27 protein-coding genes and 3 pseudogenes are annotated in these 25,591 nt (G+C 62.1%); 17 read left to right on the forward strand and 13 right to left on the reverse strand.

The genetic code is table 11. From position 1 onward, the window contains the following. The first annotated feature begins 1 nt into the window (after nucleotide 1). Nucleotides 2-646: a malonate decarboxylase holo-ACP synthase gene (locus tag DN412_RS23435; RefSeq protein ID WP_115213762.1), complete on the forward strand. Its 645-nt coding sequence runs from the start codon at nucleotides 2-4 to the stop codon at nucleotides 644-646. Beyond that, nucleotides 631-1,548 (forward strand): malonate decarboxylase subunit epsilon, encoded by a 918-nt coding sequence (gene mdcH, locus DN412_RS23440; RefSeq protein ID WP_115213763.1) that lies wholly within the window; start codon nucleotides 631-633, stop codon nucleotides 1,546-1,548. The genes DN412_RS23435 and mdcH overlap by 16 nt, the downstream gene beginning before the upstream one ends. A gap of 38 nt (nucleotides 1,549-1,586) precedes the next feature. Here the strand turns inward: mdcH and DN412_RS23445 are convergent. Then, nucleotides 1,587-3,385, reverse strand: a pseudogene (locus tag DN412_RS23445) (methyl-accepting chemotaxis protein). Nucleotides 3,386-3,954: 569 nt separating this feature from the next. On the opposite strand from DN412_RS23445, the gene DN412_RS23450 reads away from it, so the two are divergent. Beyond that, the gene (locus DN412_RS23450; RefSeq protein ID WP_244222759.1) at nucleotides 3,955-4,965 is read left to right on the forward strand and encodes a CAP domain-containing protein; all 1,011 of its coding nucleotides are present in this window, start codon (nucleotides 3,955-3,957) and stop codon (nucleotides 4,963-4,965) included. Between the two features lie 228 nt (nucleotides 4,966-5,193). Here DN412_RS23450 and DN412_RS23455 read toward each other — a convergent pair whose 3' ends face one another. From DN412_RS23455 to DN412_RS23465, 3 genes are all read right to left on the reverse strand, one after another. Further along, nucleotides 5,194-5,631, reverse strand: coding sequence for a GNAT family N-acetyltransferase (locus tag DN412_RS23455; protein WP_115213765.1), 438 nt, complete (start codon nucleotides 5,629-5,631; stop codon nucleotides 5,194-5,196). A 404-nt stretch (nucleotides 5,632-6,035) separates the two neighbouring features. Next, nucleotides 6,036-7,514, reverse strand: a complete 1,479-nt coding sequence (locus tag DN412_RS23460) for a sensor histidine kinase (protein WP_115213766.1) — start codon at nucleotides 7,512-7,514, stop codon at nucleotides 6,036-6,038. After that, complete coding sequence (locus DN412_RS23465) at nucleotides 7,511-8,254, reverse strand: response regulator transcription factor (protein ID WP_115213767.1); 744 nt, start codon at nucleotides 8,252-8,254, stop codon at nucleotides 7,511-7,513. The genes DN412_RS23460 and DN412_RS23465 overlap by 4 nt, the downstream gene beginning before the upstream one ends. Before the next feature lie 140 nt (nucleotides 8,255-8,394). On the opposite strand from DN412_RS23465, the gene msrB reads away from it, so the two are divergent. Genes msrB through msrA form a run of 3 tightly spaced genes read left to right on the forward strand, consistent with a single transcriptional unit; the run spans nucleotide 8,395 to nucleotide 11,583 of the window. Next, a complete protein-coding gene (gene msrB / locus DN412_RS23470; RefSeq protein ID WP_115213768.1) occupies nucleotides 8,395-8,925 on the forward strand; it encodes a peptide-methionine (R)-S-oxide reductase MsrB in 531 nt (176 codons plus the stop codon). 58 nt (nucleotides 8,926-8,983) lie between these two features. Then, nucleotides 8,984-10,822 carry a cytochrome c biogenesis protein DipZ gene (locus DN412_RS23475; RefSeq protein ID WP_115213812.1) on the forward strand — a complete coding sequence of 613 codons (1,839 nt, stop codon included), beginning with the start codon at nucleotides 8,984-8,986 and terminating at the stop codon, nucleotides 10,820-10,822. Between the two features lie 26 nt (nucleotides 10,823-10,848). Further along, the gene (gene msrA / locus DN412_RS23480; protein ID WP_115213769.1) at nucleotides 10,849-11,583 is read left to right on the forward strand and encodes a peptide-methionine (S)-S-oxide reductase MsrA; all 735 of its coding nucleotides are present in this window, start codon (nucleotides 10,849-10,851) and stop codon (nucleotides 11,581-11,583) included. A 35-nt stretch (nucleotides 11,584-11,618) separates the two neighbouring features. Here msrA and DN412_RS23485 read toward each other — a convergent pair whose 3' ends face one another. The 3 genes from DN412_RS23485 to DN412_RS23495 all read right to left on the reverse strand — a co-directional run bounded on the left by DN412_RS23485 (nucleotide 11,619) and on the right by DN412_RS23495 (nucleotide 13,100). Further along, the gene (locus DN412_RS23485; RefSeq protein WP_115213770.1) at nucleotides 11,619-11,921 is read right to left on the reverse strand and encodes a UBP-type zinc finger domain-containing protein; all 303 of its coding nucleotides are present in this window, start codon (nucleotides 11,919-11,921) and stop codon (nucleotides 11,619-11,621) included. Between the two features lie 13 nt (nucleotides 11,922-11,934). Then, nucleotides 11,935-12,315: an NAD(P)/FAD-dependent oxidoreductase gene (locus tag DN412_RS23490; RefSeq protein WP_244222760.1), complete on the reverse strand. Its 381-nt coding sequence runs from the start codon at nucleotides 12,313-12,315 to the stop codon at nucleotides 11,935-11,937. Nucleotides 12,316-12,719: 404 nt separating this feature from the next. Next, nucleotides 12,720-13,100 (reverse strand): OsmC family protein, encoded by a 381-nt coding sequence (locus DN412_RS23495; RefSeq protein WP_115213771.1) that lies wholly within the window; start codon nucleotides 13,098-13,100, stop codon nucleotides 12,720-12,722. 488 nt (nucleotides 13,101-13,588) lie between these two features. On the opposite strand from DN412_RS23495, the gene DN412_RS23500 reads away from it, so the two are divergent. From DN412_RS23500 to DN412_RS23510, 3 genes are all read left to right on the forward strand, one after another. Next, nucleotides 13,589-14,287 carry a hydrolase gene (locus DN412_RS23500; RefSeq protein ID WP_115213772.1) on the forward strand — a complete coding sequence of 233 codons (699 nt, stop codon included), beginning with the start codon at nucleotides 13,589-13,591 and terminating at the stop codon, nucleotides 14,285-14,287. 327 nt (nucleotides 14,288-14,614) lie between these two features. Continuing rightward, nucleotides 14,615-15,343 (forward strand): YoaK family protein, encoded by a 729-nt coding sequence (locus tag DN412_RS23505; protein ID WP_208647645.1) that lies wholly within the window; start codon nucleotides 14,615-14,617, stop codon nucleotides 15,341-15,343. A gap of 12 nt (nucleotides 15,344-15,355) precedes the next feature. Next, nucleotides 15,356-15,955 carry a TMEM175 family protein gene (locus tag DN412_RS23510; RefSeq protein ID WP_115213773.1) on the forward strand — a complete coding sequence of 200 codons (600 nt, stop codon included), beginning with the start codon at nucleotides 15,356-15,358 and terminating at the stop codon, nucleotides 15,953-15,955. A 116-nt stretch (nucleotides 15,956-16,071) separates the two neighbouring features. On the opposite strand, the gene DN412_RS23515 is transcribed toward DN412_RS23510, so the two are convergent. Both DN412_RS23515 and DN412_RS45910 read right to left on the reverse strand, forming a co-directional pair. After that, a complete protein-coding gene (locus DN412_RS23515; RefSeq protein WP_115213774.1) occupies nucleotides 16,072-16,521 on the reverse strand; it encodes a MerR family transcriptional regulator in 450 nt (149 codons plus the stop codon). 94 nt (nucleotides 16,522-16,615) lie between these two features. Then, nucleotides 16,616-16,723, reverse strand: a pseudogene (locus DN412_RS45910) (oxidoreductase); the annotation flags it as partial. On the opposite strand from DN412_RS45910, the pseudogene DN412_RS44630 reads away from it, so the two are divergent. Beyond that, a pseudogene (locus DN412_RS44630) lies at nucleotides 16,721-16,966 on the forward strand (2,4-dienoyl-CoA reductase); the annotation flags it as partial. The pseudogenes DN412_RS45910 and DN412_RS44630 sit on opposite strands and share 3 nt — an antisense overlap. A gap of 81 nt (nucleotides 16,967-17,047) precedes the next feature. On the opposite strand, the gene DN412_RS23525 reads toward DN412_RS44630, so the two are convergent. Continuing rightward, nucleotides 17,048-17,500, reverse strand: coding sequence for a VOC family protein (locus DN412_RS23525; RefSeq protein ID WP_078199251.1), 453 nt, complete (start codon nucleotides 17,498-17,500; stop codon nucleotides 17,048-17,050). Nucleotides 17,501-17,781: 281 nt separating this feature from the next. On the opposite strand from DN412_RS23525, the gene DN412_RS23530 reads away from it, so the two are divergent. Then, nucleotides 17,782-18,210, forward strand: coding sequence for a VOC family protein (locus DN412_RS23530; RefSeq protein WP_115213775.1), 429 nt, complete (start codon nucleotides 17,782-17,784; stop codon nucleotides 18,208-18,210). Nucleotides 18,211-18,277: 67 nt separating this feature from the next. Here the strand turns inward: DN412_RS23530 and DN412_RS23535 are convergent, their stop codons facing one another. Beyond that, nucleotides 18,278-18,709, reverse strand: coding sequence for a hypothetical protein (locus DN412_RS23535; RefSeq protein ID WP_115213776.1), 432 nt, complete (start codon nucleotides 18,707-18,709; stop codon nucleotides 18,278-18,280). A gap of 381 nt (nucleotides 18,710-19,090) precedes the next feature. Here DN412_RS23535 and DN412_RS23540 point away from each other — a divergent pair, with 381 nt between their 5' ends. From DN412_RS23540 to DN412_RS23550, 3 genes are all read left to right on the forward strand, one after another. Further along, nucleotides 19,091-19,753: a dihydrofolate reductase family protein gene (locus tag DN412_RS23540; RefSeq protein ID WP_115213777.1), complete on the forward strand. Its 663-nt coding sequence runs from the start codon at nucleotides 19,091-19,093 to the stop codon at nucleotides 19,751-19,753. A gap of 351 nt (nucleotides 19,754-20,104) precedes the next feature. Beyond that, nucleotides 20,105-20,551: a hypothetical protein gene (locus DN412_RS23545; RefSeq protein WP_115213778.1), complete on the forward strand. Its 447-nt coding sequence runs from the start codon at nucleotides 20,105-20,107 to the stop codon at nucleotides 20,549-20,551. Between the two features lie 13 nt (nucleotides 20,552-20,564). Continuing rightward, nucleotides 20,565-20,981 (forward strand): glycine zipper family protein, encoded by a 417-nt coding sequence (locus DN412_RS23550; RefSeq protein ID WP_115213779.1) that lies wholly within the window; start codon nucleotides 20,565-20,567, stop codon nucleotides 20,979-20,981. Between the two features lie 40 nt (nucleotides 20,982-21,021). On the opposite strand, the gene DN412_RS23555 is transcribed toward DN412_RS23550, so the two are convergent. After that, nucleotides 21,022-21,942: a pyridoxal-phosphate dependent enzyme gene (locus tag DN412_RS23555; RefSeq protein ID WP_115213780.1), complete on the reverse strand. Its 921-nt coding sequence runs from the start codon at nucleotides 21,940-21,942 to the stop codon at nucleotides 21,022-21,024. Nucleotides 21,943-22,082: 140 nt separating this feature from the next. Between DN412_RS23555 and DN412_RS23560 the strand changes: the two genes are divergently transcribed. Then, nucleotides 22,083-23,018 (forward strand): LysR family transcriptional regulator, encoded by a 936-nt coding sequence (locus DN412_RS23560; RefSeq protein ID WP_115213781.1) that lies wholly within the window; start codon nucleotides 22,083-22,085, stop codon nucleotides 23,016-23,018. A 54-nt stretch (nucleotides 23,019-23,072) separates the two neighbouring features. Further along, nucleotides 23,073-24,047: a bifunctional helix-turn-helix transcriptional regulator/GNAT family N-acetyltransferase gene (locus tag DN412_RS23565; protein ID WP_115213782.1), complete on the forward strand. Its 975-nt coding sequence runs from the start codon at nucleotides 23,073-23,075 to the stop codon at nucleotides 24,045-24,047. A gap of 21 nt (nucleotides 24,048-24,068) precedes the next feature. Here the strand turns inward: DN412_RS23565 and DN412_RS44635 are convergent, their stop codons facing one another. Then, a complete protein-coding gene (locus tag DN412_RS44635) occupies nucleotides 24,069-24,596 on the reverse strand; it encodes an excalibur calcium-binding domain-containing protein (RefSeq protein ID WP_244222761.1) in 528 nt (175 codons plus the stop codon). Nucleotides 24,597-24,726: 130 nt separating this feature from the next. On the opposite strand from DN412_RS44635, the gene DN412_RS23575 reads away from it, so the two are divergent. Continuing rightward, the gene (locus DN412_RS23575) at nucleotides 24,727-25,536 is read left to right on the forward strand and encodes a helix-turn-helix transcriptional regulator (protein ID WP_161564035.1); all 810 of its coding nucleotides are present in this window, start codon (nucleotides 24,727-24,729) and stop codon (nucleotides 25,534-25,536) included. Nucleotides 25,537-25,591 lie beyond the last annotated feature (55 nt).

Consider the following 25,591-nt stretch of genomic DNA (forward strand, 5'->3'; position numbering starts at 1 on the left):
CATGGGCGCACCCCAGCCACACGACCTGATCTGGCTAAGCGACCCTGAGGCGTTCGCCGCGCAGGCAGCGTTGCCAGACTGGGTCGGTGCCGCATGGCTGGCGCGGGCCCCGGTGGTCGTGCGGCGCGATCGCGCGCCCGATGGCCGCATCCCCATCGGCCTGCGCGGCATGCTCCGGTCGCAGCGCCATGCCGCCTGGCTTCCTGCCGCACAGTGCGCGAAGATCGTCACCCCCATGGATATTGCCACCCAGGCGCGCTGGCACCTGCATCCGCGCCGCGCGGAAATCCCGGCCCTCCGTACGCTGGCGCGGCTGGCACCCCGGCTCGATGCGCTGAGTTGTCAGTGGGGCGTGACGGGTGCCGTTGGCTTCGCCCTGGCTTGCGGCATCGATGTGCTACATGCCGACAGCGACGTCGATCTGTTGCTCGTATCAGCCCAGCCCCTGCCGCAGGCTGAGTTGCAGGCACTCAGCGCCTTGCTGGAGGCAGGCGAGGAAGCCCGGCTCGATATCCAGGTCGCAACCCCCTATGGCGCGTTCGCACTGCGCGAGCGGCTGCGCACCGGGGGTCGCGTACTGCTCAAGACGGACACAGGGCCGGTCCTGTGCGCCGATCCCTGGCAATCGCCATGGGCGTGCTGCTGACGTTTCCGGGCCAGGGCGCGCAACGTCCCGGCATGCTGCATGCACTGCCGGAGCATCCGGCAGTCGCGCAAACGCTGGCCGAAGCGAGCGAAGTTCTGGGCTACGACATTCTGTCGCTCGATGACGCGCCGCGCCTGGCTTCGACCGTGGCAGTACAGTTGTGCCTGCTGACTGCTGGCGTCGCGAGCGCGCGCTGCCTGCTCGATGACGGTGCGCGCGCCGACGCCGTGGCCGGGCTGTCCATCGGCGCCTACGCGGCGGCGGTAGTGGCCGGCGTGTTGCCGTTTGGCGAGGCAGTGCGCCTGGTCGCCCTGCGCGGCAAGCTGATGGAAGACGCCTATCCCGGCGGATATGGCATGACGGCAATCCTCGGCCTCGAACGCGGCCCGCTGGAGGCCATCGTTGCGGCCGTCCACGGCCCCGCATTGCCGGTCTATCTCGCCAACCACAATGCCGAGATGCAGTTCGTGATCGCCGGTGCAGACGCCGCGATGGCTCGCGTTACCGAGCTGTCGAAGGCAGCCGGCGCGCGGGAAGCAAAGCGGGTAGCGATTTCTGTGCCGTCGCATTGCGCCCTGCTCAATGACTCGGCCGAGGCGCTCGCGCAGGCCTTCGCAGGCGTCAGCGTTCGGCGCCCTTTGCTGCGCTACTTCAGCGCCAGCGCGGCCAGGGAACTGCGGGACCCGTCGCGCATCACGGCGGATCTGGCCCGCAATATGGCGCTGCCTGTGCGGTGGCACGAGACCATGCTGCTGGCGCGAGCCTGCGACATGCGGCTCGCTGTGGAGATGCCACCGGGCAACGTACTGACCCGCCTGTGCCTCCCGCTGCTTCCGAACGCCGTGGCACTCGGGCAAACGAGACCTGAGAGCGTGCGGCTTCTGACCTTGCGCGAGCCTTGAATGGCTTTCTGACCGGGGGCGGTCGCGATGGTGGTTGGTTACGTGCCCCTCGCCTCTGCACCAAGCCTGAATTCAGCAACGGCTTCCGCCAACGTGTAGGCCTGCTCGTTCAGGAGTGAGGAAGCCGCCGCAGCCTGCTCCACCATCGCGGCGTTCTGCTGCGTTGCCTGCCCCATTTCCTCAACAGCCTGATTGATTTGAGTGATGCCGGTGGCTTGCTCGCCCATGGACGTGCTGATTTCCGCGATGATCGAAGTCACTCGACGAATGCCGTCAACGATTTCGGTCATGGCCTCACCCGCTACTTGAACACGTTGAGCTCCCGACTTGACGCTGACCTCAGACGTCTCGATCAGCGCCTTGATCTCCTTGGCTGCGGTTGCGCATCGATGGGCCAGGCTACGCACTTCGCTCGCAACCACCGCGAAGCCCTTCCCATGCTCGCCGGCTCGCGCCGCTTCAACTGCTGCATTCAGTGCCAGGATATTGGTCTGAAAGGCGATGCCATCGATGACGCCAATGATCTCCACGATCCTTGCGGAAGACTGCGCGATGTCGTCCATCGTCGTCACAACATCGGAAACAACCCTGCCACCCCTCGTTGCTGCCTCACTGGCGGACGTTGCAAGACGTGTGGCCTGTACCGTCGCTTCGGCCGACCTGCTCACCGAGCCAGTCAATTCTGACAGCGCAGCAGCCGTCTCCTCCAGGTTGCCGGCCGCCATTTCGGTGCGGCGCGACAGATCCTGATTGCCGGCTTCGATATCCCTGGTAGCAATCTTGATGGACTCGCTGCCATTGCGAATCCGCAACAACACCCCTCCAAGCTTTTCGACAAAGGTATTGAAGGACGTCGCAATTTGCGTCACCTCGTCACTGCCGATGGCAGGCAGACGCTGAGTCAGATCCCCGTCACCGGATCCAATCTCATGCATCGCGTCACGCACGCCGGATAGCCGGCGGAAGGCTTGCGCGGTCAGCACGCCGCTCAACGCCGCAGCGGCGGCTGCCAGCAGCACAATGGCGATGGCCGATGCCTTGATCACGTCGTTCAGGGCTGCGGTGGCTTCGGCCTTGTCGAGAGCAACTACCAGTTGCCAGTCGGTGCCATGAATAGGCTTGGCGCGCCATCCAGTTCCACCTCAAGTGGCTTCGTCTCTCTCGTCAGTGAGGTCAGCGTTGCCGGCGTCAAAGCCGACGACAGCTCAATCGCAGGTTTCCGGACGTACTTCTCCTGGGGGTGTGCCAGGATGTTGCCATCCTTGCCAACCACAAATCCCAGGCTTTCCGGTGTCGGATGCACTGCGGCAACGACGTCGCGAACCCCTTCCAGAGACACTACTGCGGATACCACGCCCTCCAATGCGCCATTGCGCAGGATCGGTGCGGCAAACGATACAAAGGGCTTGCCGCTTGCTGCATCGGCGTAGGGCGTGGACACAATTTGCCTCGCTGCCGCTACGGTTTCCTTGTACCAGGGGCGGGCGGTCGGATCAAAGCCTTCCGGCATGTGCTCCTTGCTGGCGACAAAAGACCTGTCCTTCCATCCTGCCGTGGTAACCGGAAATGCGCCGGCTCTTTGCAGTTGGCGAACGATGCCCTGTGGGTCGCCAGGCGCAATCTGGTCTGCAGCGGCAGCCACCATCGTAGCTTTTGCTGCCACCCACTCATCGAGAGCCAGTGCATGGCCGGCCGCGATGGCATCGAGGTTCTGCTGAATCGTTTCGAGGTTGCTGTGACGGACGATGACATACGTCGTACCGGCGGTCAGCGCCAGTGCGGTCACAACGATGCCGGTGGAAATGACCTGAATCCTGGAGCGAATGGATCGAAGCATACGAGAGGGGATGTCTCAAATGAACAGCGTTCGGGGCTTTGGTGATTGATGGGGCATGAAGCGGCAGACTCAACGATCTCTATCGGGAGGATCTTGTTGAGTGCCAGCTATGGCTGACAATCCCGTCGGGCATTGTAATTAATAATTACGTTACAGATAACCATTTGATTAAAAACATAATTTCATTCCACAGCATGTTGCGAGACGTCTAAACAGGGATCCCGCCAGATGCCAGGATGCCCTCCCCTGCGCGCTCCCTTCTGACTCAGTAAACGGCCCGACCCAAGCATTGTTTACCCCACTTTCCGGGGGTACGCGCACCGGGGCGGCGAGATGGCCATGCTTGCATGGCGACGTCAGCGATCGCCTTCGGGAATCTGAGCGGTACTTGCCTTTGCGTGGGCACTGGCGGCGCACCCTATTCACTCCCCCCAAGCTTGCTGCCTCCAAGGCGCGCAGCCCTGTCCACCAATCTTCGCAATATCGCGTTAAGCCTCCGGAAGCGGATTTGCCAGGGTCACACGCGGATCGCTGGCTCCGCTTATACAGACCTCAAAAAACCGGAAAACGTGAAAAAGCGTCTCTTCGCAGTCGCCGCGATGTCTGCATTCGTCGCGGTCAGCTCCAGCATTGGTACCGCTGGTGCCACCCCTCCAACCATCGCCTCAATCACGCCACGCACGCGGACCATCGGGAAGGAGCCGTTTTCTTCTGGTCCCACCGCGATCGCGCCCAGATCCACCTACTCCAGAACCGACCCGCGCCTCGAGTTCTTCAATGCGCTCAACGCCCTGCGCGTCGCAATGGGTGTAGGCGCGTTGCGGCAGGACGCCGCCCTGGACGCTGCGGCGGAAAACCACCTTGAGTATATGAAGTTCAATGCGGTGATGAGCCACACGGAGATCCCGGGGAATCCTGGTTTCACAAGCGCCGATCCGTACCAGCAAGTGCTTGCTGTCGGCGGTTCGCATCGGCAATGGGTTGGGCAGAATGCTTATAGCGGCGAGCTTGCCCGCTGCCTTGGTGCGATGACGAACTCGGTTTACCACCTGCAAGGGATTACCAGCAACCAGGAAACCATCGGCCTGGCCATGCATGACAACTACTGCGTGGCGAACTTTGGTGTGATGACCGCGGCCGGAGCCGGCGGCTATGGCCTCGCCCAATGGGGCGGCCAACAACTGCCCCCCGGCACTGGCGCCCACTACCCAGCCGCCAATACCAAAGTCCTCGGCCTGTTCATTCCTGCTGACGAGATCCCGAACCCAGCGCCGGATCTGGCCAGAGCCGGTCCCCCGATCATGTTCCGCGTCAACGTTGAAAAGCCATCTGACGTGCTGACGGTCTCGAACTTCATCCTGACGGGACCTGGCGGCAACTCCGTGCCCGCACGCATCCTGGTGCCTGCTGAATCCAGGCCCGGTTCGCTTGCTTCGGCTATCGAAGACGCGAGCCTGTATCGAGGCGTGGTATTTCTGCTCCCCACGCAGCCCATCGCTGCCGGCACCTACACAGCGACTTTCGCCGGTGCGCGGAATGGCGTGGCGATCAACAAGTCCTGGAGCTTTACGGCGTACTGATCAGCATCTTCCGCGTCCAGGGAGGCCGCGAATGCAACAAGCGTTGCGGCCAGTCGTCTTGAGGATCTTGTGGACTGCCCCGGGATTTTCCTACCGGGTACGGCGGCCGCCCGTCGATCGCGGTCGTCGCCTGCCGGCCAGGAGCGGACCTTCCGCAGTGGCTGCAAATCCTTGACAATTTACAGGCTGAAGACGTGGGCGAATCGCGTTGACCGTGGCCGGCTTGCCTTAAGGCAACAGAACCTTCTTCATTGATGGTGCGGGGTGTAGCACATAGTTCTCTCGCTCATAGAACGGAACGGCGTCCGGCCGCGCGTCAAGAAATATCGCGGTCATACCACGAGCACGGGCGTCGGCTTCGGCATATTCCATCAAGGATCGGCCAACACCACTCCCTCGGCCCGTCGCATCCACCACGAGGTCATCGATGTGAAGGTGTGCCCCGCGCGCCAAGGTGTGGACGGGTCTCATGCCTATCACTCCGATAATCTTCCCATCATGGAATGCTGCCACAAGCTCGTAGCCCGAGTACGATTGCAGGCGGGTCCGCTCCAGGAATTCGGGTTCTTCAAGGGACCGAAGTTGAGCGATGACAGGGTATGCCTGCATCCATTCGGGCGGCGACAGCCTTCTAATTTCCAACCTGCTGCAGCGATGTTCAGTCATGGCTCAAGTCGATCCTCACTCGAAAAATCCAGATTGTTGCACGGAGCCGAGTAGCGAGGTTCTCGATGGGTTGGGCATTCGAAGGTCCGCTTCCGAGGATAACGACTGGCGGCTCCGGGTCGGCAAGAGACGCCCCCTAGTGCGCAGGCCAAAGTTGCATCTCGACCGAAGAATGCCGTGCTGATATAGGGGCGCCGCCATGCATAGCCACTGGATGGGTCGGTCGCACCGAGATTTTCGATGACGGAACTGGCCTTAAAAGCCGTCACTCGCGATCGGCTGGTTGGCCAAGGCCCAGGACGGCACCGATTGAGGCTGGAACAGCCATCCCCTCAGACCTGAGCGGGTCAAGAAACTCATTGAACCATGAGGCGCTCTGGTCGCTCCCGCGCATGGGCAATGCCTCACAGGCTAGCGGCACGAAGTGCAAGCCCAGACCCTTTGGATGCGGCCGGCAGGACAAAGCAAAGCGTGGTTCCCACCGGGCTATCGACCAGTCGCGCCTGGCTGCCATTGAGTTGCAGCATACGCTGCACGATCAAGAGTCCGAGGCCCCCGCCACGGTGTGCACCACCCGACGGGAACGGACGCTGGAAGATCGACTCGCGCAAGGCCGGCGGTATGCCAGGGCCGGTATCGCGGACCGTGACTGCCACTTTGCCGTCCTGAGCGGCCAGGTCCACCTCCACGGTACCGCCGGCCGGCGTATGGCGGATGGCGTTGTCGAGCAGATTGGTCAGCACGCGCTCGATCATCCCGAGGTCGGCCCTCACAGCGGGCAAGACCGGCGGCACCCCGGCGCGCAACTGAAGCTGCTTGGCCTCGGCCGGCAAGGCGAACTTCTCAAGTACGTCCTGGGCCAGGTCCACCATTGAAAAGTCCTCCGGCGCCGCCTGCACCATGCCGTGTTCGAGGCGTGCAAGTTCAAACAGCGCCTGTGCCAGTCTGCCGACTTTAGCGCTCTGGGCCAGGGCAATATCCAGATAGCGCTGGCGATCCTCTCTGCTGAGCACGTCGGCCTTCAGCGACAGCGTTTCCAGATAGCCGTGCAGTGAGGTCAGCGGCGTACGCAGGTCGTGCGAGATATTGGCAACCATATCGCGCCGCTCCTGGTCCTGCTGCGCGAGCGCGCGCCACTGCGTGTCGATGCGGCCGGCCATCTGGGAGAAAGCGGCATCCAGCGCGGCAATCTCGTCGCCTGACGTGGACTCCGGCGGACGATCGGCGCGGACCACGTGCCCACCGCCCGAATCGAACTGGCTGATCCGCAGCGTCAGGCGCTTTAGCGGGCGTGTGATCAGGGCGAACGCGGCAAGTCCGGCGGCCAGGCCGAGCGCAGCCACCAGCGCCATCGACCACAACGTCGTCCGCATCACTGCATTGCGCGACGCCTGCGCGGCCAGCTTGTCATGCGCCTCGCCCTGCAACACCACATAGATGTAGCCCCCCTGCCGCAATGGCGCGGCACTGAATACCTTGCGAGCCGAAGCGCTGCGCGGATCGTCGCCGAGGATCGGCAATGCCCCACCGCCGATAAGTTTCTTCACGGGTGCCAGATCGACACGGTCCCGCACCAGATGTCCGGCCGGCGCGTCATGCCCGTGGATACGCCCCTGGTCATCGAGCAGATAGACCTCGACGCTTGGATTGACCACCATTAGCTCGCCGAACAGCCTGCGCAGCGCCACCGGTTCGAGCGCGCTCTGGTCTTCGCGCAATGCCATGCGCGCGATGTAGGCGGCCAGTCCACGCGAGATATCCTGGACCACCTCCTTCTCGTGCATCGCATTGGCGCGCACCTGCAGCCACGCCGAGGCGCCGCAGCAGGCCAGCAGCAAGGCCGCGAAGACGCCCGCCAGCTTCTGGGTCAGGGAAAGGTTCACGATGCCGCTCCGGTGTCGGCAGCCTCGCCAGCGTGAGGATCGGCGACGAAGCGATAGCCGCGGCGCCAGACTGTCAGGATGCGCCGGGGCTGGGCGGGATCGGCCTCGATCTTGGTGCGCAGCCGGTTGATATGGGTGTTGACGGTGTGCTCGTAGCCTTCGTGCTGGTAGCCCCACACCGCGTTGAGCAGATCCATGCGCGAGAACACCTTGCCGGGATTGCGCGCAAAGAAGTACAGCAGGTCGAACTCGCGCGGGGTGAGGTCGAGCCGCCGGCCATCGACCACGGCCTCGCGGGCGAGTGGATCGACGCTCAGGCCAGCCAGTTCGAGGCTGCCGACATCGGCCCGCACGTCGCGCGCCATCGCTTCTACGCGGCGCAGCAGCGCCTTGACCCGCGCCACCAGTTCCAGCATCGAAAAAGGCTTGGCGAGGTAGTCGTCGGCACCGAGTTCGAGCCCAAGCACGCGATGGACTTCGCTGGAACGCGCACTGGTGATGATGATGGGCGTGTAGCGGGTCATGGCGCGCGCGCGGCGGCAGATCTCCAGGCCGTCCACGCCGGGCAGCATCAGATCCAACACCAGGGCATCCCAACCGCCCTGCTCCAGCAGCCGCAGTCCTTCCGCGCCGTCCGCACTATGGACGACCTCATAGCGCTCATCGCGCAGATGGATGGCGAGGACGTTGGCAATGCCGACGTCGTCCTCGACGAGAAGGATGCGTTTGGGGCGGTCCATGGCGCAGTGGTGACTCGGAGTTGGCTCTATTGTGCAGAAATCTGCCAGAGCAGTTATCACGAATTGTTTAAGGTTTGGCGAGGACTCCGATACGGGCAGGCGCCTACCATCCGGATACCACTTCGAGTCTGGAGTTCACCATGCGTATCACGAGACGCTTCCTGCTATCGGGCGGCACGCTGACCGCGGCGCTGGCCGCCGTGGGCGGCTGGCGACTGCTGAACGCCGAGTCCCTGGCGGGCGAAGACGGCAAAGCCACGGCGAAGCCACCCGAGACCTTCGAATTTACGCTGACAGACGCCGAATGGCGCAAAAAGCTCAGCCCGAGCCAGTATGCCGTGTTGCGCCAGGAAGGCACGGAACGGCCCTTCAGCAGCCCGCTCAACGACGAGCATCGCAAGGGCATCTTCTCGTGCGCGGGCTGCCAGCTCGCGCTGTTCTCGTCGGCCACCAAGTTCGACAGCGGCACCGGCTGGCCAAGCTTCTGGGCGCCCCTGGCCGATGCCGTGGGCACCACGGACGACCGCTCCTTCGGCATGGTGCGCAGGGCTGTGCATTGCCACCGCTGCGGCGGCCACCTGGGCCATGTGTTCGACGATGGTCCCAAGCCGACCGGCCTGCGCTACTGCATGAACGGCGTGGCCATGACCTTCCGCCCGGCTTCTGCCTGATTTGCGCCGCATTTGTCTCGAATTCCTGCCTGCCTCCTGCCTGATCGGACCCATCGCCATGCTGCTCCTGATTCTTTCCTACCTTGGGGGTGCGCTCACGATCCTAAGCCCCTGCATCCTGCCGGTCCTGCCGTTCGTCTTCGCGCGCGCCGACCAGCCCTTCGTGCGCAGTGGCCTGCCACTGCTGGCCGGGATGGGCGTCACCTTCGCCGGCGTGGCCACGCTGGCCGCCGTCGGCGGTAGCTGGGTCGCCCAGGCCAACCAGTACGGACGCTGGCTGGCGATCGTGCTGCTGGCCGTGTTCGGCCTGACACTGCTGCTGCCGGGGCTGGCCGAGCGGCTGACACGCCCGCTGGTCGATGCGGGCAGCCGCCTGTCGAACTTCGCCCAGACCGACGGCCGCACGAGCCGCCCCGCCTCGTCCTTCCTGCTTGGCATCGCCACCGGCTTGCTGTGGGCCCCGTGCGCCGGCCCGATCCTGGGCCTGGTGCTGACCGGCGCGGCGCTGCAGGGCGCGAGCTTCGGCACCACCCTGCTGCTGCTGGCGTATGCAGCCGGTGCGGCAACCTCGCTGGCCATCGCACTGCTGATCGGCGGGCGCGTGTTTGCCACAATGAAGCGCTCGCTCGGTGCCGGCGAATGGATACGGCGCGGCATCGGCGCGGCGATGCTGGCCGGCGTCGGCGCGATTGCGCTGGGACTGGATACCGGCGTGCTGACGCAGATCTCGACGGTGGCCACGGGCGGGCTCGAACAGCGGCTGGTCGACAAGCTCTCACCCAGGGGCAATGGCGGCGGCGCCACGGCAATGCCGGCGGAACCGACCATCATGTCCGGAAAGCCTGCCCAGGATGGCTCGATGATGATGCGCGCCGCGGACCACCCGGCCGCACTGCCCGTGGAAGGCCGCTTCCCAGGCCTCGACGGTGCGGTGCAATGGCTCAACTCGCCACCGCTCAGTGCCGAAGCGCTGCGTGGCAAGGTCGTACTGGTCGATTTCTGGACCTACTCGTGCATCAACTGCCTGCGCACCCTGCCTTATGTGAAGGCCTGGGCCGAGAAGTATCGTGACCAGGGCCTGGTCGTGGTCGGCGTGCATGCGCCTGAGTTCGCCTTCGAGCGCAATATCGACAACGTCCGCAAAGCTGCGCGCGACCTCGGCGTGACCTACCCGGTCGCCATCGACAACAACTACGCGATCTGGCGCGCTTTCGGCAACAACTACTGGCCGGCGCACTACTTTATCGATGCCCAGGGACGCGTGCGTTTCCATCACTTCGGCGAAGGCGAGTACGAAAAATCGGAGGCCGTGATCCGCCAGTTGCTGGCGGAAGCCGGGCACCCGGACGTGGCCAAAGTGGCGATGGCCGAGACCAGCCCGGATGCCAATGCCATCCGGCAGACGGTGACGGCACAAGGCGTGGAAATGGCTGCCGACAAGGACGCCATGCGTTCTCCGGAGACCTATGTCGGCTATGCGCGCGCCGAGAATTTCGTATCCGCCGGCGGCGCCAGGCAGGATCAGTCCAAGGATTACAGTGCGCCCGCGGAGCTTGCACTCAATCAATGGGGCCTGGCCGGCAACTGGAAGGTCAGAGAGGAAGAGGCGACCCTGGAGCGCGTCAGTGGACGCATCGTCTATCGCTTCCACGCACGCGACCTGCACCTCGTGCTCGGCCCGTCGCCGGATGGCAAGCCCGTTCGCTTTCGCGTGACGATCGACGGCAAGGCCCCGGGCACCTCGCACGGCACCGACGTGGCTGCCGACGGCAGCGGCACGGTGACGGAGCAACGCCTCTATCAACTGGTCCGCCAGGGCGGCGACATCCGCGACCGGACCTTCACCATCGAATTCCTCGATCCCGGCGTGCAGGCCTTTGCCTTCACGTTCGGCTGAGTCAAACACTTCCAGAGAGGCTGACCATGAAAGTCATCGCAATGCTGCAACGCTGGACCCGCCCCACCACCGCCAAGCTTGCCGGACTGGCGATGCTGGCGGCACTGGTTGCCGGCGTCGCCAGGCCAGTGCTATCCGCCGAAGCCGCAGTGAAGATCCCCGCCCCAAGCGTCGACGAAAAGCCGGGCGCCAGCCGCAGCCAGACCGCGGTTTTCGCGGGCGGCTGCTTTTGGGGCGTGCAAGGGGTGTTCGAGCATGTACGCGGCGTGACGCGCGTGACATCCGGCTACGCCGGCGGCGCGGCGAGCACCGCGCAATATGAGCGGGTGGGCACCGGCTCGACCGGTCACGCCGAATCGGTCGAGATCCGGTACGACCCCGCGCAGATCAGCTACGGCAAGCTGCTGCAGATCTTCTTCTCGGTCGCGCATAATCCCACCCAACTGAACTACCAGGGTCCAGACCACGGTACTCAGTATCGCTCGGCGATCTTCCCGCTGACGCCGGAGCAGCGGTCCATCGCCCAGGCGTATATCGCCCAGCTCGATGGCGCCAGGGCCTATCGGGCGCCCATCGTGACCCGCATCGAAGACTACAAGGGCTTCTATGCCGCCGAGGACTATCACCAGGACTTCCTGGTCAATAATCCCACCTATCCGTACATCGTAATCAACGACCTGCCGAAGATCGCCAGCCTGAAGGCAATGTTCCCGGAGCTCTATCGGAATGATGCGGTGCTTGTCACGAAGGGGGCAAGCTAGATTGAATTCATGGTACCGGTCGCGACGCGCCTTCGTCAGACGAACCGCGGGATGGGTCCTCGCTGCGGCGTCTGGTCTGGGAGCGCGACCTCTTCCCGATCGATGTAGCACCACCCCCAACCCTCAGGGGGGTCATATCCCTCAATGATTGGATGTCCGGTCTTCTCGAAATGCGCGCGGGCATGCTTGAGGGGAGAGTTATCGCAGCAGCCAACGTGACCGCAGATTCGGCACAGCCGAAGATGTACCCACGGGCTGCGCACTTTGAGGCATTCTTCGCAACCCAGAGCGCTTGGCACGACATCACAGATCGTATCCGTATGGTTACAGGTGCTCATACCCCCTCCTTGGTCAGTCTGCTGAGGTAACTGTGGATTTGGGCGATGGCAGCGGCTCCGTCGCCGACTGCAGCGGCGACTCGCTTGGTCGAGCCAGCGCGGACGTCGCCGATTGCAAAAACGCAAGGCATGCTGGTCTCGAGCGATGAGGCCGATCCGCCAAGCCCTTGTCATCCGTCTGAACAGAGTCGTTGAGCCAGCGGGTATGCGGCGTCGCGTCGATGAACAGGAACAGGTGGCCGATATCGTAGTGTGTCGAGGTGCCGCTGGCGCAATCGCGAACCGTGGCGCTGGCGAGCGTGCCGCCATTGGGGGCGAGTTCGGTCAGGTCCGTACCGACATGAATCTCTACGTTGGACAATACCGAGATGCGGTCGATGAGGTAGCGAGACATCGTCTCCGACAGGTCTCGCCGGACGAATACGTGCAGTCTCTTCACGTGTGGCGCGAGAAATACGATCGCCTGGCCAGCCGAGTTGCCGCCGCCGACAAGAGCGATTTCCTTTCCAGCACACAAGCGGGCTTCGATTGGAGACGCCCAGTAGGAAACCCCGGAGCCCTCGAAATGCTCTCACCCGCCGCAAAATGCCGCGGCGGACCGCTTGCGAACCGGCGTGCCGCCTCAACCTGGATCGGTGTCAGGACCGGGAATATCTGGTGCCTGCGCTCTCCCGCGCCGTCTGCGTGCTGCTGGATCATATGAGCGTTCTCCCCTCGAGAGCGGTGTCCGGTGGATTCATTGCCAGGAGCCGTCAGCTTCGGGAAGCCTGGAGGTGGTTTGTGTGAACCAGATCGGCGTCACGCGAGGCGAGTTTCGATCGGCAACCCGGATTTCAACGTCTTCGTAACGGGCGTGCGCTCGGCAATTTCCGCCAGACGCGCTTTCTGGCTGTCCTCCAGGCCCTTGATCACAAGCGTCCGCACGATTCGCCGCTCGTCCGTCCCGACAATCCGCAGGGAAACATCGAGCGACTCAAGGGCCCAACCTTTGCGTTCGGCATACATTTTGAGCGTGATGGCGGTGCACGCTCCAAGGCTTGCAAGCAATAGATCGTAGGGGGCCGGTCCCGCCCCTTGCCCGCCGAGAGCGTGGGGTTCATCGGACGTGATTGCGTGGCCGGATACGACGATGTTCGTGCAATAGGGCGTCGATCCAATATGTGCGGTGCCGTGTGTCATGGTTCCTGCTCCTCTGCACGACGATGTGGGATGCCGGATGAACTGGCTTTCCCTGAGTATCTTCACAAAGCGTCTGATAAACCAATCAACCTTTGGTATGGTCGATCGGCCCGGCGACATCTCGGGATCCTCGAATCGGCCGGCGATCCCCTGGCCTTCACGTCATGGCCTTCACGTCCCCGGATACCCACAATTTGCCGAAGCGGCCAGCTTGGGATTCGACGCTTGTCGACTATGGAGCCAGGGACGGGATCACAAAGAGCCCCAATTCGTAGAAAAGGGGGAAACGATGACCTTACGTCCCCGCGGCCTCGTACAGCCCGAGAAACATCAAATTTTTTGAACAATATTTACAATCTAGATTGGCTGTTCGCGCACTTTCGTTCGCTATAGTTCTGCACATGGACGGCGCCACACAGCGGGAAAGTAAGAACGGCACCGCCAGCAGAACCTCAAAATCATTGAATCAGATTCCACCGGAGAGCACCATGTCGAACGCCAAGCTTGAAGTCCTGACCCCCCGCAACAGCCAGCTCATCATCATCGACCACCAGCCGCAGATGGCCTTCGGCGTGCAGTCGATGGACCGCCAGACCATGAAGAACAACGTCGTGGGCCTGGCCAAGGCCGCGAAGGTCTTCGACGTGCCGACCACGATCACCACCGTCGAAAGCGATTCGTTCTCCGGCTATACCTATCCGGAACTGCTCGACGTCTTCCCCGGCAAGCAAACCCTTGAGCGCACTTCGATGAACTCCTGGGACGATCAGAAGGTGCGCGATGCACTGGCCGCCAATGGCCGCAAGAAGGTCGTCGTGGCCGGCCTCTGGACCGAGGTCTGCAACACCACCTTCGCGCTGTGCGCGATGCTCGAAGGCAACTACGAGATCTATATGGTGGCCGACGCCTCGGGCGGCACGACCAAGGAAGCGCATGACTACGCCATGCAGCGCATGGTCCAGGCAGGCGTGGTGCCCGTGACCTGGCAACAGGTCATGCTGGAATGGCAACGCGACTGGAAGAACCGCGAAACGTACGACGAGGTGATGGCCGTGGCCAAGGAACACTCGGGCGCCTATGGCATGGGGGTCGACTATGCCTATACGATGGTCCACAAGGCGGCGCAACGCACGGCAACCACGCACGAATCGCTGGCTCCCGTGCACGCGCCGGTCATCGAGCGCTGATGCATGTCCGCCGCCAGTCATCCCTAGGAGCGCACCAAATGAATCCAGGTCGAAACGTTGCCAACGGCGCCCTCCTGCTGGGAAGCTGGCTGGCGATCAGCGCCTCTAGCGTAGCGGCGGCAGCAATCGTCGCCAGGACGCTAATCGCATGACCGCCCTCCCCGCGGGGGAACCCCCCCGCGGGCAGCCCCCTGCGAGACAAGCAAGCGACGACAATACTACCGGCGAGCGTTTGCCACCTTTCAGCATTGCCGGATCGGCCGAGCGCGCCTGGAGTTGGGCTAGTGCAAGGCACCGCTGGTCCCATTTACCGGATGGATCTCAACCATGAGCGCAAACGTCAACGCATCAAACAATACGGAAACAAGCGAGAATCTCAGCCTCTGGGAAATATGCAAGGCGCCAATCCTTCTTACTATTGTGGGCGGCGCCATCGACACGATTGGCTTTATTGCGCTGCTGGGCTTCTTCACTGCGCACGTCACCGGAAACCTGGTGCTCGCGGGAGCGGCATTCGTCAAAGGCGGGGCCGGCTTATGGATCAAGCTTGGCGCCATACCACTCTTTATTGCCACGGTCATCATCAGCAAGATGCTGATTGACCGCAACCAGCAGACCCACCAGACCCACCAGACCTTAGGTTGGCTGTTTGTAGCTGAAGCAGTCTTCTTGCTGGGTTTCATGGTCGCCGGCCTGTATCTCGAACCGTTCGGGAATCCGGATGGCGCGGGCCTTGCTTTGACTGGAGGCCTTGGCCTGGTCGCGCTTGCCGTCCGAAATACTGCCAGCAAGACACTGATCAAGTACATCAGCCCCAGCACCATGATGACCGGGAACACCACACAGTTGGGTATCGATCTGTCAAACTACTTGCGCGCAAGGACACGCGCCAACTTCCAGGATCTTCTCAAAAGCGCAAGTGTTGTGGTCGGCTTTGTGATCGGCGCTTTCCTGGGTGCATCCCTCTACGTGACGATAGGATTCTGGAGTGTCCTCCCGTTTATTCTTCCCATCGCATATATGGCGCGCCTGGCATTTCGCAACCAATTCAGATGAGTGAGTGACAGCATGATCATCGGCAAGAACAGGCTTGAATCATTTAGCGATGGGGTCATTTCTGTAAGCTTGACACTCATGCTGTTTCAATTGCAGGTTCCCGAAGGCTTTGCGCTTAAGAATATTCTGAACAATGCCTATAATTTTTTCGGCTATGTATTAAGCTTTGTTTACGTCGGAATATACTGGAACAACCATCATCACCTGTTCCAGGTTGCCCGTGGCATTAATGGAAGAATCATGTGGGCGAATCTCCACTTGCTCTTTTGGCTAAGCATGATTCCATTCACCACCACCTGGACCGGCAAATCCGGCTTCGCGGAAACGCCGACGGCAATCTATGCCTTTGTCCTGTTCATGTGCTCCGTGTCTTACTCGCTGCTCACAAGACTCATCATGAACTACGACGGCGAACATTCCGCACTCAGACAGGCCATCGGAAACGACCTCAAAGGGAAGCTCTCCCTCCCAATCTACGCATTAGCAATCCTGGCCAGTTTTTTCAGCAGCGCAGCTTCGTTTTTTATACTGACCTTAATGGCTGGCGTATGGTTCGCCCCTGATTCCCGTATTGAAAAATATCTGCTCGGTAGCAAAACCCACGAACCCTGACTGTATGGGGCTCAGGATTGAGTGTCGGCCATCCGTGGCAAGGAAATGGACCCCGTCGGTGAGATAGCCACGTACACGGTCCACAAATGGACCTGTCCCCTTTAGAAGCTGCGGGATTAGCTCGCGGCGGACCGACGGCCCTTTCCCCGCGCTGGCACGGCCCCCTCTTCGCGGAGGCGGTCCAGCACCCACTTCGTCCCGTCAGAGCACTTCATATCCTCAGGCTTGTTCTCGATGTTCCTGATGGCGGCGAGCAGATGGGTCTTGTTTTGTTTGAGACGCCTTTGCATGTCCTCGATTTCGGCGACCTTTCGCTTCAGGGCATCCAGCAACGCATCATGCTGCCAGTTCCCCGAACCGGGCGGCAGCAGATGGCGGATCTGATCGAGCGAGAACCCCGCACTCTGCGCGCTGGCGATGATTTCGAGAATCCATACCGCCTCCGGCGGGTAGTCGCGATAGCCATTCGCCTTGCGCTCGACCGCCAGGATCAATCCGGCGGCCTCGTAAAAGCGGATGCGGGAGGCCGTCAGACCGCTGAGCTTCGCCAGCTCTCCAATTCTCATACGTCACCTCACAAAAGCCCTTGACATTAAAGCTTACTTTAACCTTAAAGTCGAGCCACGACCAAACGAGGTGCCCCCATGAACGTGTTCGACAAGTTGCCACCGCGCGTACAGCCCTGACGATCTCAAAAAGCAGGCGCGCGCGGTTCTCCAGTGGGCCACCCCACGTATCTGTTCTCTGGTTGCTCAACGGCGAGAGGTGCCGCGCGACTGGCGTGCCGGCAAGCACAGTGCGCCTGCGTTGCTGCCGGTCAGCTCGAAGAACAAGCCGCTGGCCTCGTTGGCCAATATGGCGGCAGTCAAGTTCCAACTGCGCAAGCTCAGCCGAGGCAAGGCCACTGATCCCAGGGTGTCACCGCTGCGCGCGCTGATCCTGCAGCAGCCGTCCGATGCATGCCGTGTCCGTCAATACCGGCGCTGGGTGGCTCAGCGCGCGCCTGGCTGACAGGTCAGACCTCCCATGATGGCCGCGCAGCCCTGAACTCGCGGGATTGACCCGAGAGATCACAACCCCACACCAGGGGCTCTAGCTCGCCGCCATCCCTTTTTCCGCCAGTTCCTTTTTCGCGCTTTCGTTCTTGGTCAAATGCGTCAGGCCCATGCCGCGCAGAACGTTCGGAGCCTTGGTGAACTGGATATTGTCATAGCCCACGATCTCGATGCGATTGCCCCAGGGGTCGCGGAAATCCAGAAACGGACCGTCGATCGATTTGACCCCCGCCGCCTTGAGGGCGGCGCGCGCCGCCTCCTTGTCATCGACAACGAGGCCGACATGCCGGCCGTCATCGGGGGGCTGTTTGCGTCCCGCCTGCAAGGCGATGAATTGGTCGCCAAGATCGATGAAGGCCATCGTCTTGCTCTTGCCGCGCAATTGAAAGTCGAAAATGCGGCCATAGAATGCCAGGGCTTCCTCGATATCGCCGACTTCCAGCGCTACGTGGTTAAAGCCGATAGCGCGCGGCTTTGTGGAGTCGACCATTTGGCCCTCCTCTTGCAATCAGTGGATAGCGTTCACAAACTCGATCACAGCATTGTTCGCCGCGCGGGGGACGGGGCTACAAGCCAACGGAAACAAGCCTACACTTATCCACGACAATCTCCTACCTACAAACCGACCTCTACGCCAGGACAGAATTGGATCGGCGTGGACAGTTATGCTCGTCAGGTAGTCGGCCATTGCGGTCACCCACCCGATCGCATTCCGTACTCGTGGCCACTGCTTTCGAGCCAAACCGCTCATTCGGGGGCAAAGGAGAAGCCATGGAAGAGATCGCAAATGCCAAAGTCTTGTTCATTGCAGGCTTTGGCCCGATTGTTCGTGAGGCGCAGGCAAGCCGCAAGCTGTACAGTCAGACCTTCGGTATCCCCTTCAATGAGGAGAAAGGCGGTTACCTTCACACGGAGGCTCTGAAAGGGGCAAACAGCTTCGCCCTGTGGCCGCTCTCTGAGGCAGCTCAGTCGTGCTACGGCAGGGATTCGTGGCCTGGTGATGTTCCTGTCCCGCAAGCCTGGATTGAGTTTGACGTTGACAACGTCGAAAGGGCTACGGCGGAGCTTGAATCACGCGGGTATCAAATGCTGGTCAGGAACAAGAAAGAGCCGTGGGGCCAGATCGTCAGTCGTTTCATCGGGCCGGAAGGCTTATTGGTGGGGATCACTTTTACCCCATCGATGCGAGAAGAGAAATAATTGAGAGCGGCCATTTCCCTTATGTCGACCCGAATGACGGCAAGGGGGGTGTCGAACTTCCGCCAGATCACTCTCGCATGCGCAACAGATCGGCGTAAGAGACCAGCTTGCGTTTCTCATTAGAAAGCGTCTTTCGTTTGGACGCCGGGCGGGTTGGCTGGCCGCGCTCGAACTTGGCCGCGGCGCGTGCGTCCTCCCGCGTGTAGGCTCGCGCGGCCTTGGCTTCCGCCTTCAGGCGCTCAGCTTCCAGCCGCGCAGCAGCGCGTTCCTCTCGGGCAACATCTTGCACGGCCGACATGATTTCGGCTCTTAGCAGCTCGCGCCTTTGCCTGGCAGCGGCACGGGCAGCCTGCAATTGCTCTTTCCTCTGCCGCAGCCAGTCTTTCCCGTTGACCGGCGCTGGCCTGGCCTCTGGCGGCACGCTCAGGCGCAAAGCCCTGCTGGTTGACACTCTCTCTGTCCGCAGCGTGCGCCGCGTTTCCTGCTTCACATCACTCACGCTCCATCACTCCCCCGGCACATAGATGGGGCCCATGCATCACCAGTTGAAGTCCATGCACTCATCCCGCCAACCTTAACATAGGACGCCATTTCGGGCCTGGAGGAAGGCGGCTGGACAAGGGCTTACTGCGGCGACCGGCCGCTCCCGGCCACCAGCGGTCGGCAAGCGCTGTTTCTGGCCATTCTCCAAACCGGGCATCGGTGCGGATTTACTGCCCGCATTGGTGTCCGGTACATTAACCGTAGTATCGAGACAGCTCGGAAAGGATTCGCCGTGAAAACAAAAGCTTACGCGCGAAACAATCTGTCCCTACTAATAAGCATGTCCGGACGCCGGCGTCCGTTGGTTACCTGTTAGGCGTCTAAACGGAGGCAAACGATGGCACGAGTTCGCGTTGAGGGCTTCACCATCTCCCTTGACGGATACGGAGCAGGTCCGAATCAAGACATCAACAATCCACTCGGCGTTGGCGGGACGGAACTGCACCAGTGGCTAGTCCCGACACGCACGTTCCAGCGGGCCTTGTTCGGCAAGGACGGCGGTACGACCGGGGTTGACGATGATTTTGCCGACCGTGGCTTTCAGAATGTTGGGGCCTGGATTCTTGGGAGGAACATGTTCGGACCCATTCGTGGGGACTGGCCGGACACAAACTGGAAGGGCTGGTGGGGAGAAAATCCACCGTATCACGTTCCAGTCTTCATCTTGACCCACCATGCTCGTCCCCCCGTCGAGATGGAAGGCGACACGACGTTCCACTTCATAACAGGAGGCGTTCGCGAGGCGCTCGACCGTGCACGCGAGGCCGCTGCCGGAATGGACGTCCGGATCGGCGGTGGGCCGGACACAATCCGGCAGTATCTTCGTGAGGGCCTCATTGATGAACTGCACATTGCTATCGCGCCGGTCCTGCTCGGCCGGGGAGAATCGCTGTTCGAAGGGGTTGACTTGCGGGCTCTGGGATACGAATGCGTTGAATTCGTAGCGTCGGAGAAGGCCACGCATGTCGTCCTACGGCGCCAAGGGCACACGGACGCCTGACCCACCGCCTCATGAAGTGGAATATGTTATTCAGGCTGCATAGCCGCCGTTCCCAGGGGGCTGCTGTGTGAGCCGCGGCATCGGCATGATAGGAAGTCGGGGGACAGGTTGATGGAATAAACCCGACCTGTCAGTCGTTTACAAAGATGACAGTGCGGAGTCCGCTCAGACCAGGTGCGGCCGGGGGTCTTACCGGAAAATGGCCGTAACGCCTCTAATTTTCCAGGGCTCCATGGCCGGAGCCGGATGCGTCAATCTGGTGTTCAAGCGGAGATTACGTGCGCGGGAGGGGGACGGTCCGCGCGGGTCCCGAGTGATCCGGCCGACAGGCAGCAAGACGGGGGACACATCATGAACGGGCGCAGGCTTTGCAAGATCGCCCTGGCATTAGTAGCAGGCGCGGCGATGGCCGCCGGCGGTCCGACGCTGGCCGGCGGTCGCAGCGGCGGTCGTGGTGGCGGCGGTGGCATGCACGGCGGCGGCTTTCACGGGCACGATGGCTTCCACCATGACGGTTTTCACCATGACGGCTTTCACCATGGGCACGGGCACGTGGCATTCGTGGTAGGCGGCGGCTGGCCGGGCTGGTGGGGATATCCATACTACGGCTGGCCATACCCCAATTACTACCCCGGTTACTACGCGCCCGCGGCGCAATACATCGAGCAAGGCGATGGGTCGGACGATGCCTCGGCGAACGCGTGGTGGTACCGCTGCGACCAGCCCAGTGGCTATTACCCGTACGTCAAGGACTGCCCGGGCGGCTGGCAAACGGTGCCGGCCCAGCCATCGCCGTAATGCAGAGGTATGGATGAAGCCGCGTTCCATTCCCCTCCTGATGTCAGCTGCGCTCGTTGTGGGCGCCTGCACTGCAATGCCGTCGGGCCCCAGCGTGATGGTGCTCCCGGGCAGTAACAAGACGCTCGACCAGTTTCTCGGCGATGAGCACAACTGCCGCCAGTTCGCGCTGGGCAAGGTCGGCGGCGTGAACTCGCATCAAGCCTCCGACACGGCGGCGGTGAGCAGTTCGGCGGCCGGTGCCAGCACTTCAAGCGACTCAGGATACGATGCGCAGCGCCAATACGACGCTGCGTACGTTCAGTGTATGTACGCCAGCGGACACCGGGTCCCGGCCTACAGCCAGATGCTTGCGGCGCCGCCCGCAACGCCACCTGCCAACTACAAGCCCTACTTCCCGCCGCCGGTACCGCAAGGGTATGCCCCCTGAGCATCCTGGCGAGGCAGTGCATAACACTCTCTAAGCTCCCTCAGTCCAACATTGCAGAAAAGTCATGCAGTTTCCGGGTAGTCACCGTGGCCCCGCCACATACCACCACGGCGATGTTGGAGGCCGCCTTCAGCACGGGGTTGTCGCTATCCAATGCCGCCAGGGCGGCGCCGCACGCCGGCTCGACCAGGACGCGGTGTTCGTCAAGAAACCGTATCGCTGCCTGCACCGCCTGTTCGTCTGACACCACGACGCTGTGGATCTCGTGACGCTTCGCCCATCGGAGCGCGCCATCGCACGGCCGCCTGGCGCCAAGCGACGTCGCCACGCTGGTGATTCTTGAGAGTTCGACCGGCCTGCCTTGTGCGAGCGAGCGGGCGTAGCAGTCCGCACCGTCGGTCTCTACGGCGATGACTGGCACGTCGGACCAGCCATTGCTGTGAAGCCCTTCCAGCACGCCGCACAGCAGGCCACCACCGCCCACGGCAAGGACGATTGCGCCTGGCTTCGGCCCGGATGCCGCCATCTCGTCCACCAACGTGGCGTGGCCCTGCCAGATAAGCGGATCGTCGAACGGGTGCACGAAGGCATCGCGTGGCCCGATCAGGGACAGGGCAAACTCGTGCGCTTCCGCCCATGTGCCTCCATGCACGATTAGCTCCGCGCCTTCAAGACGGATCAGGTCGCGCGCCCGAGGCGGCGTGCTCTCAGGCACCACAACCACCACCGGAACGCCGAGTTCGCGTCCGCAATAGGCAGCCGCAATCCCGGCATTTCCGCCTGACGATGAAATGAATCGCTGTACGCCCGCTGCGTGCCGCGCTTCACACAAGGCGCCAACACCTCGGAGCTTGAAAGAACCGGACGGCTGTGCGGCTTCCATCTTTAACCAGACCGGCTTGCCGAGCCGCTGCGAATTGGCCTGGGACTGTACAAAAGGGGTGTTGATATGGAGCGTCATGTTTCGTAGCGAACTGTGGAAGCGAGCTCCCTGCAATGAGGAAGCTACACCATCGTAGACCCAGGAAGCTATGCAAACAAATGCTATTCAGGTAGCTTATCCATGCTTTTCAAGTATGGAACTGAACCTGCGGAGAAGCTATGCGGAACATTGAATTGCGACATCTTCGCTACTTCATCGCGGTAGCGCAGGCCGGCAGCGTGGTGGCAGGCGCGCGGGCGGTCGGTATCGTCCAGCCCGCCCTGTCGCGGCAAATCATCGAACTTGAGGCGGCCATCGGCACGCCACTGCTGGCGCGCAAAGCCAGGGGCGTGCAACTCACTGTGGCGGGCGAGAGCTTCCTGCGGGATGCCACGCAACTTCTGGCAAACCTGCAAGCCAGTCGCGATCGCGCCTTGCGTTGCGCCGCCGGGCAGCTCGGCGAACTGCGCCTTGGTGTGTTGCCAAACTATCTGAGTTCAGCCGTCGTGACGAACGTGCTCAGGGCCTTCCGGATGGCGTGCCCGGAAGTCAAGGTCCTGGTGGACCCGATGCTGTCGACGGAGCAGATTGCCGCGATCCGGCACAGGCAGGTGGATGGCGGCATCATGGCCTGGCGCCGGCATGAGGCTGCGCACCTGTCCGGCATCGTGTTGCTTAGTGACCGCTTCGTATTGGCCATGCCTTCGTCACAGACTGTCCGGCACAAGCAGCCGAAACGACTGGCGGACGTGGCGGACCTGCCCTTCGTCTGGTTCGATCCGGCGCGCTCCTCGTCCCAGCATCGCTTCCTGATGACGCAGTGTGAGCGCGCCGGTTTCACGCCTCGCGTGACCCAGGTTGGTAGCGACATCCCGACCGTGCTCGGTCTCGTTTCAGCCGGGATGGGTTGCGCGTTTGTCCCCGAAAGCCTGTCAACCGTCTGTCCGCCGACCGTGCGGCTGGTGCCACTGACTGAGATCGCTGACCGCTTCGACGTGGAATTCGCGTTCGACGAGGAGGTAGCAACGCCTGCAGTCAGGCAATTTGTGCAGGCGCTACGGCAGGTGATCGATGGTGGCGATCGGGCAACCCGAAGCAAAGCCGGAGTTGATTAAGATTGCGCCTCACAACTATATTGGTTGCGAAACGCAACTTATATAAGGCCGCCCGTGGACCTTGTCGATATTCCAGCCAAATCTCGAGAAGCGACGATTCTCGAACTTCGCGACTTCTCTCGGAGACTTGTTCGCGAACTTGGCTTCATGCGAGCCACCCTGGCCGATAGTGACCTTGCCCCATCGGCCGTTCACGCGATCATCGAAATCGGGGCGAAGCCAGGGATAAGCGCAAAGGATTTGGGCAACATCTTGCGCCTGGACAAATCGAACACGAGCAGGCAGATCGCGAGGCTGGAGGCTGGTGGACTCCTGGAGCGCAAGATCGCAAGCGAAGACGGCCGTTCGTCCGAGCTGTACCTGACCGAGGCAGGGCAGAAACTTCGAAAGAAAATCGATCGCTTCGCAACAGATCAGGTGTCCAACGCGCTTCGACGGATGGTTCCTGCTGACCAGCAGGCCCTGGTCCGCTCTCTCGCGCTCTACGCCAATGCACTCACGCAAGACAACGCAATCAAGACAGCCCCCGGAGATGCCGTGGCCGCGCGGATTCTTGAGGGCTACCAACCCGGCTGCATTGGTGACGTCGCAAGCTTGCACGCCCGGTTTTACTCGGAACATTGGGGCTTCGGCGCGTTCTTCGAAAAGAAGGTGGCGACAGAGCTTGCCGAGTTTGTCGGCAAGCTGCCAGCCGATGGCAAGGCGCTGTGGCTCTACGTCGAAAATGGCCGGTCGCTCGCCTCTCTCGCAATCGACGGGGATGATGCAAAGGGCATCGCCCATTTGCGCTGGTTCATTGTGGATGACTCATTGCGTGGCTCTGGCGTCGGACGGCAACTGATGTCACACGCGATGAAATTCGTCGACGAGCGATATAGCGAGACGTACCTCTGGACGTTCAAAGGGCTGGATGCGGCACGCCATCTATATGAGTCCTTTGGCTTTCAGTTGGCGGACGAATCAGAGGGGGCGCAATGGGGAACCAAGGTCATCGAGCAACGGTTCAGCCGTCTCCCCGCGCAGAAGTGAATGGCAGTGCGTGGCCTGTCGTCAAAACATACACTGGAGAGGCGGCGTCTCACATGGAATACCGTCGCCGTCCCCATCCATCTTTACCCCCGGGCAATTCTTTAGATAGAAGCGCGCTTCCGCGCAGGAAGCCATCTGGCTGCAGTGCTGTTTTCCCTCGCAGCGGAATGCCGGTTCCGCTCTCGCTGCCACAGCCGAGACCTCGATCTGCTGTGGCTCGGCCTGGGCAACGGGATTTACCAAAGGCGCGTGAGTTTTGTAATAGATAAAGGCGGCCGCGGCGGCCGCGACTATCAGCAAGCTCTTATACATGTTGACCCCTACCCTTCCTTTCTTTTGCCAATGGAAGGATGCCACAACAGCGTCGTTGTCGGTCAGGCGCTCGGCCGGAAGGGCCAAAGCGACCGCAAGCTGTATATACTCGCCACACACATAGCGGACGACCTGCCGCGGAGGCGGTCGCGAAAGGTGACGGCACAAAGAGATGACAAATACCGTATATCTCGCCTTGCCCGCGATGTTGGGCGCGGGTTGACTCGCGCCAGCCATGGGCCAGGCTCCTTCACGCACCCAGTTGCTGGCAACGACAGCCGGCGGCACCGTGCCAGCTATCCCTACGACGCCGCGCTATGGCAGCGCGACCTCTCACTGGGACGGCTTTGTACTGGAGCGCCACCTGTTGCCCGCCGGCGCCCTGGACACCACGGTCATGCCCGTGCACTGCCTGGCCATCCCGATCGGCCGGGGCCCCGTCGCGATCCGCTGGCACGTCAACGGGCGGCGCCTGGACGGGGCGATGGCGCCAAATCAGGTCTATTTTCGCGCTGCCGGTGATGCGCTTTCCAGCGCCTGGTCAGCCCCGCTGGATGCCATCTATTTTTCCGTGCGACCCGATGCCGTTGTCCTGGCCCATGAACGGACGCACGAACGCAGCACGCCCGATCTGCGCTCGGACTTCGCCGGCGGCGCCGACAACGGCCTAGTGCAACTGGTGCTGGCGCTGGACGCCCATGTCCGGGGTGGCAGCGTGGGCGGCAGTCTGCTCGACCAATCCTTGCTGCTGGCCATCAGCCTGCGCGTGGCCCTCCTCTATGGCGGCGGGAAGCAGGACGCAACCGCCCTGGCAGCCCAGCAGCCGGGCCTCTTGTCCAGGCACATTCTGGCGCGGCTGGACGATTTCATCCTCGCCCACCTGTCCCAGCCGCTCACCATCGACGCGATCGCCGCCGCAGTCCATATCAGCCCCTTCCACCTGTGCCGGATGTTTCGCAAGACGCGCCAGGTCAGCCTTTGGCAATACGTGCTGATGTGCCGCGTCGAGTATGCGCGGAAACTGATTCGGCGCCACCCCGATATGTCCCTGTCCGACGTGGCGGCCGCAAGCGGGTTCGATTCCTACACACAATTCTTCGCTGCCTTCCGCAAGTTCAGCGGGGCATCGCCAAGCGATTTCCGCCGCAACACTCATGCGCAGGCCAGGCAAGCCTGACCTGACAGCCGACGCACAAGCCGGCTCCCCAGAATTATTCGCAAGAAACCGCAAG

Source organism: Cupriavidus lacunae, assembly GCF_003353055.1.
Taxonomy (GTDB): Bacteria; Pseudomonadota; Gammaproteobacteria; order Burkholderiales; family Burkholderiaceae; genus Cupriavidus; species Cupriavidus lacunae.

Excerpts from the sequence above, each read along its gene's own strand:
- DN412_RS23435 (WP_115213762.1), top strand. The coding sequence starts at position 2 with ATGGGCGCACCCCAGCCACACGACCTGATCTGGCTAAGCGACCCTGAG.
- mdcH (WP_115213763.1), top strand. The coding sequence starts at position 631 with ATGGGCGTGCTGCTGACGTTTCCGGGCCAGGGCGCGCAACGTCCCGGC.
- DN412_RS23455 (WP_115213765.1), bottom strand. The coding sequence starts at position 5,631 with ATGACTGAACATCGCTGCAGCAGGTTGGAAATTAGAAGGCTGTCGCCG.
- DN412_RS23465 (WP_115213767.1), bottom strand. The coding sequence starts at position 8,254 with ATGGACCGCCCCAAACGCATCCTTCTCGTCGAGGACGACGTCGGCATT.
- msrB (WP_115213768.1), top strand. The coding sequence starts at position 8,395 with ATGCGTATCACGAGACGCTTCCTGCTATCGGGCGGCACGCTGACCGCG.
- DN412_RS23475 (WP_115213812.1), top strand. The coding sequence starts at position 8,984 with ATGCTGCTCCTGATTCTTTCCTACCTTGGGGGTGCGCTCACGATCCTA.
- msrA (WP_115213769.1), top strand. The coding sequence starts at position 10,849 with ATGAAAGTCATCGCAATGCTGCAACGCTGGACCCGCCCCACCACCGCC.
- DN412_RS23485 (WP_115213770.1), bottom strand. The coding sequence starts at position 11,921 with ATGAGCACCTGTAACCATACGGATACGATCTGTGATGTCGTGCCAAGC.
- DN412_RS23490 (WP_244222760.1), bottom strand. The coding sequence starts at position 12,315 with ATGTCTCGCTACCTCATCGACCGCATCTCGGTATTGTCCAACGTAGAG.
- DN412_RS23495 (WP_115213771.1), bottom strand. The coding sequence starts at position 13,100 with ATGACACACGGCACCGCACATATTGGATCGACGCCCTATTGCACGAAC.
- DN412_RS23500 (WP_115213772.1), top strand. The coding sequence starts at position 13,589 with ATGTCGAACGCCAAGCTTGAAGTCCTGACCCCCCGCAACAGCCAGCTC.
- DN412_RS23505 (WP_208647645.1), top strand. The coding sequence starts at position 14,615 with ATGAGCGCAAACGTCAACGCATCAAACAATACGGAAACAAGCGAGAAT.
- DN412_RS23510 (WP_115213773.1), top strand. The coding sequence starts at position 15,356 with ATGATCATCGGCAAGAACAGGCTTGAATCATTTAGCGATGGGGTCATT.
- DN412_RS23515 (WP_115213774.1), bottom strand. The coding sequence starts at position 16,521 with ATGAGAATTGGAGAGCTGGCGAAGCTCAGCGGTCTGACGGCCTCCCGC.
- DN412_RS23525 (WP_078199251.1), bottom strand. The coding sequence starts at position 17,500 with ATGGTCGACTCCACAAAGCCGCGCGCTATCGGCTTTAACCACGTAGCG.
- DN412_RS23530 (WP_115213775.1), top strand. The coding sequence starts at position 17,782 with ATGGAAGAGATCGCAAATGCCAAAGTCTTGTTCATTGCAGGCTTTGGC.
- DN412_RS23540 (WP_115213777.1), top strand. The coding sequence starts at position 19,091 with ATGGCACGAGTTCGCGTTGAGGGCTTCACCATCTCCCTTGACGGATAC.
- DN412_RS23545 (WP_115213778.1), top strand. The coding sequence starts at position 20,105 with ATGAACGGGCGCAGGCTTTGCAAGATCGCCCTGGCATTAGTAGCAGGC.
- DN412_RS23550 (WP_115213779.1), top strand. The coding sequence starts at position 20,565 with ATGAAGCCGCGTTCCATTCCCCTCCTGATGTCAGCTGCGCTCGTTGTG.
- DN412_RS23555 (WP_115213780.1), bottom strand. The coding sequence starts at position 21,942 with ATGACGCTCCATATCAACACCCCTTTTGTACAGTCCCAGGCCAATTCG.
- DN412_RS23560 (WP_115213781.1), top strand. The coding sequence starts at position 22,083 with ATGCGGAACATTGAATTGCGACATCTTCGCTACTTCATCGCGGTAGCG.
- DN412_RS44635 (WP_244222761.1), bottom strand. The coding sequence starts at position 24,596 with ATGGCTGGCGCGAGTCAACCCGCGCCCAACATCGCGGGCAAGGCGAGA.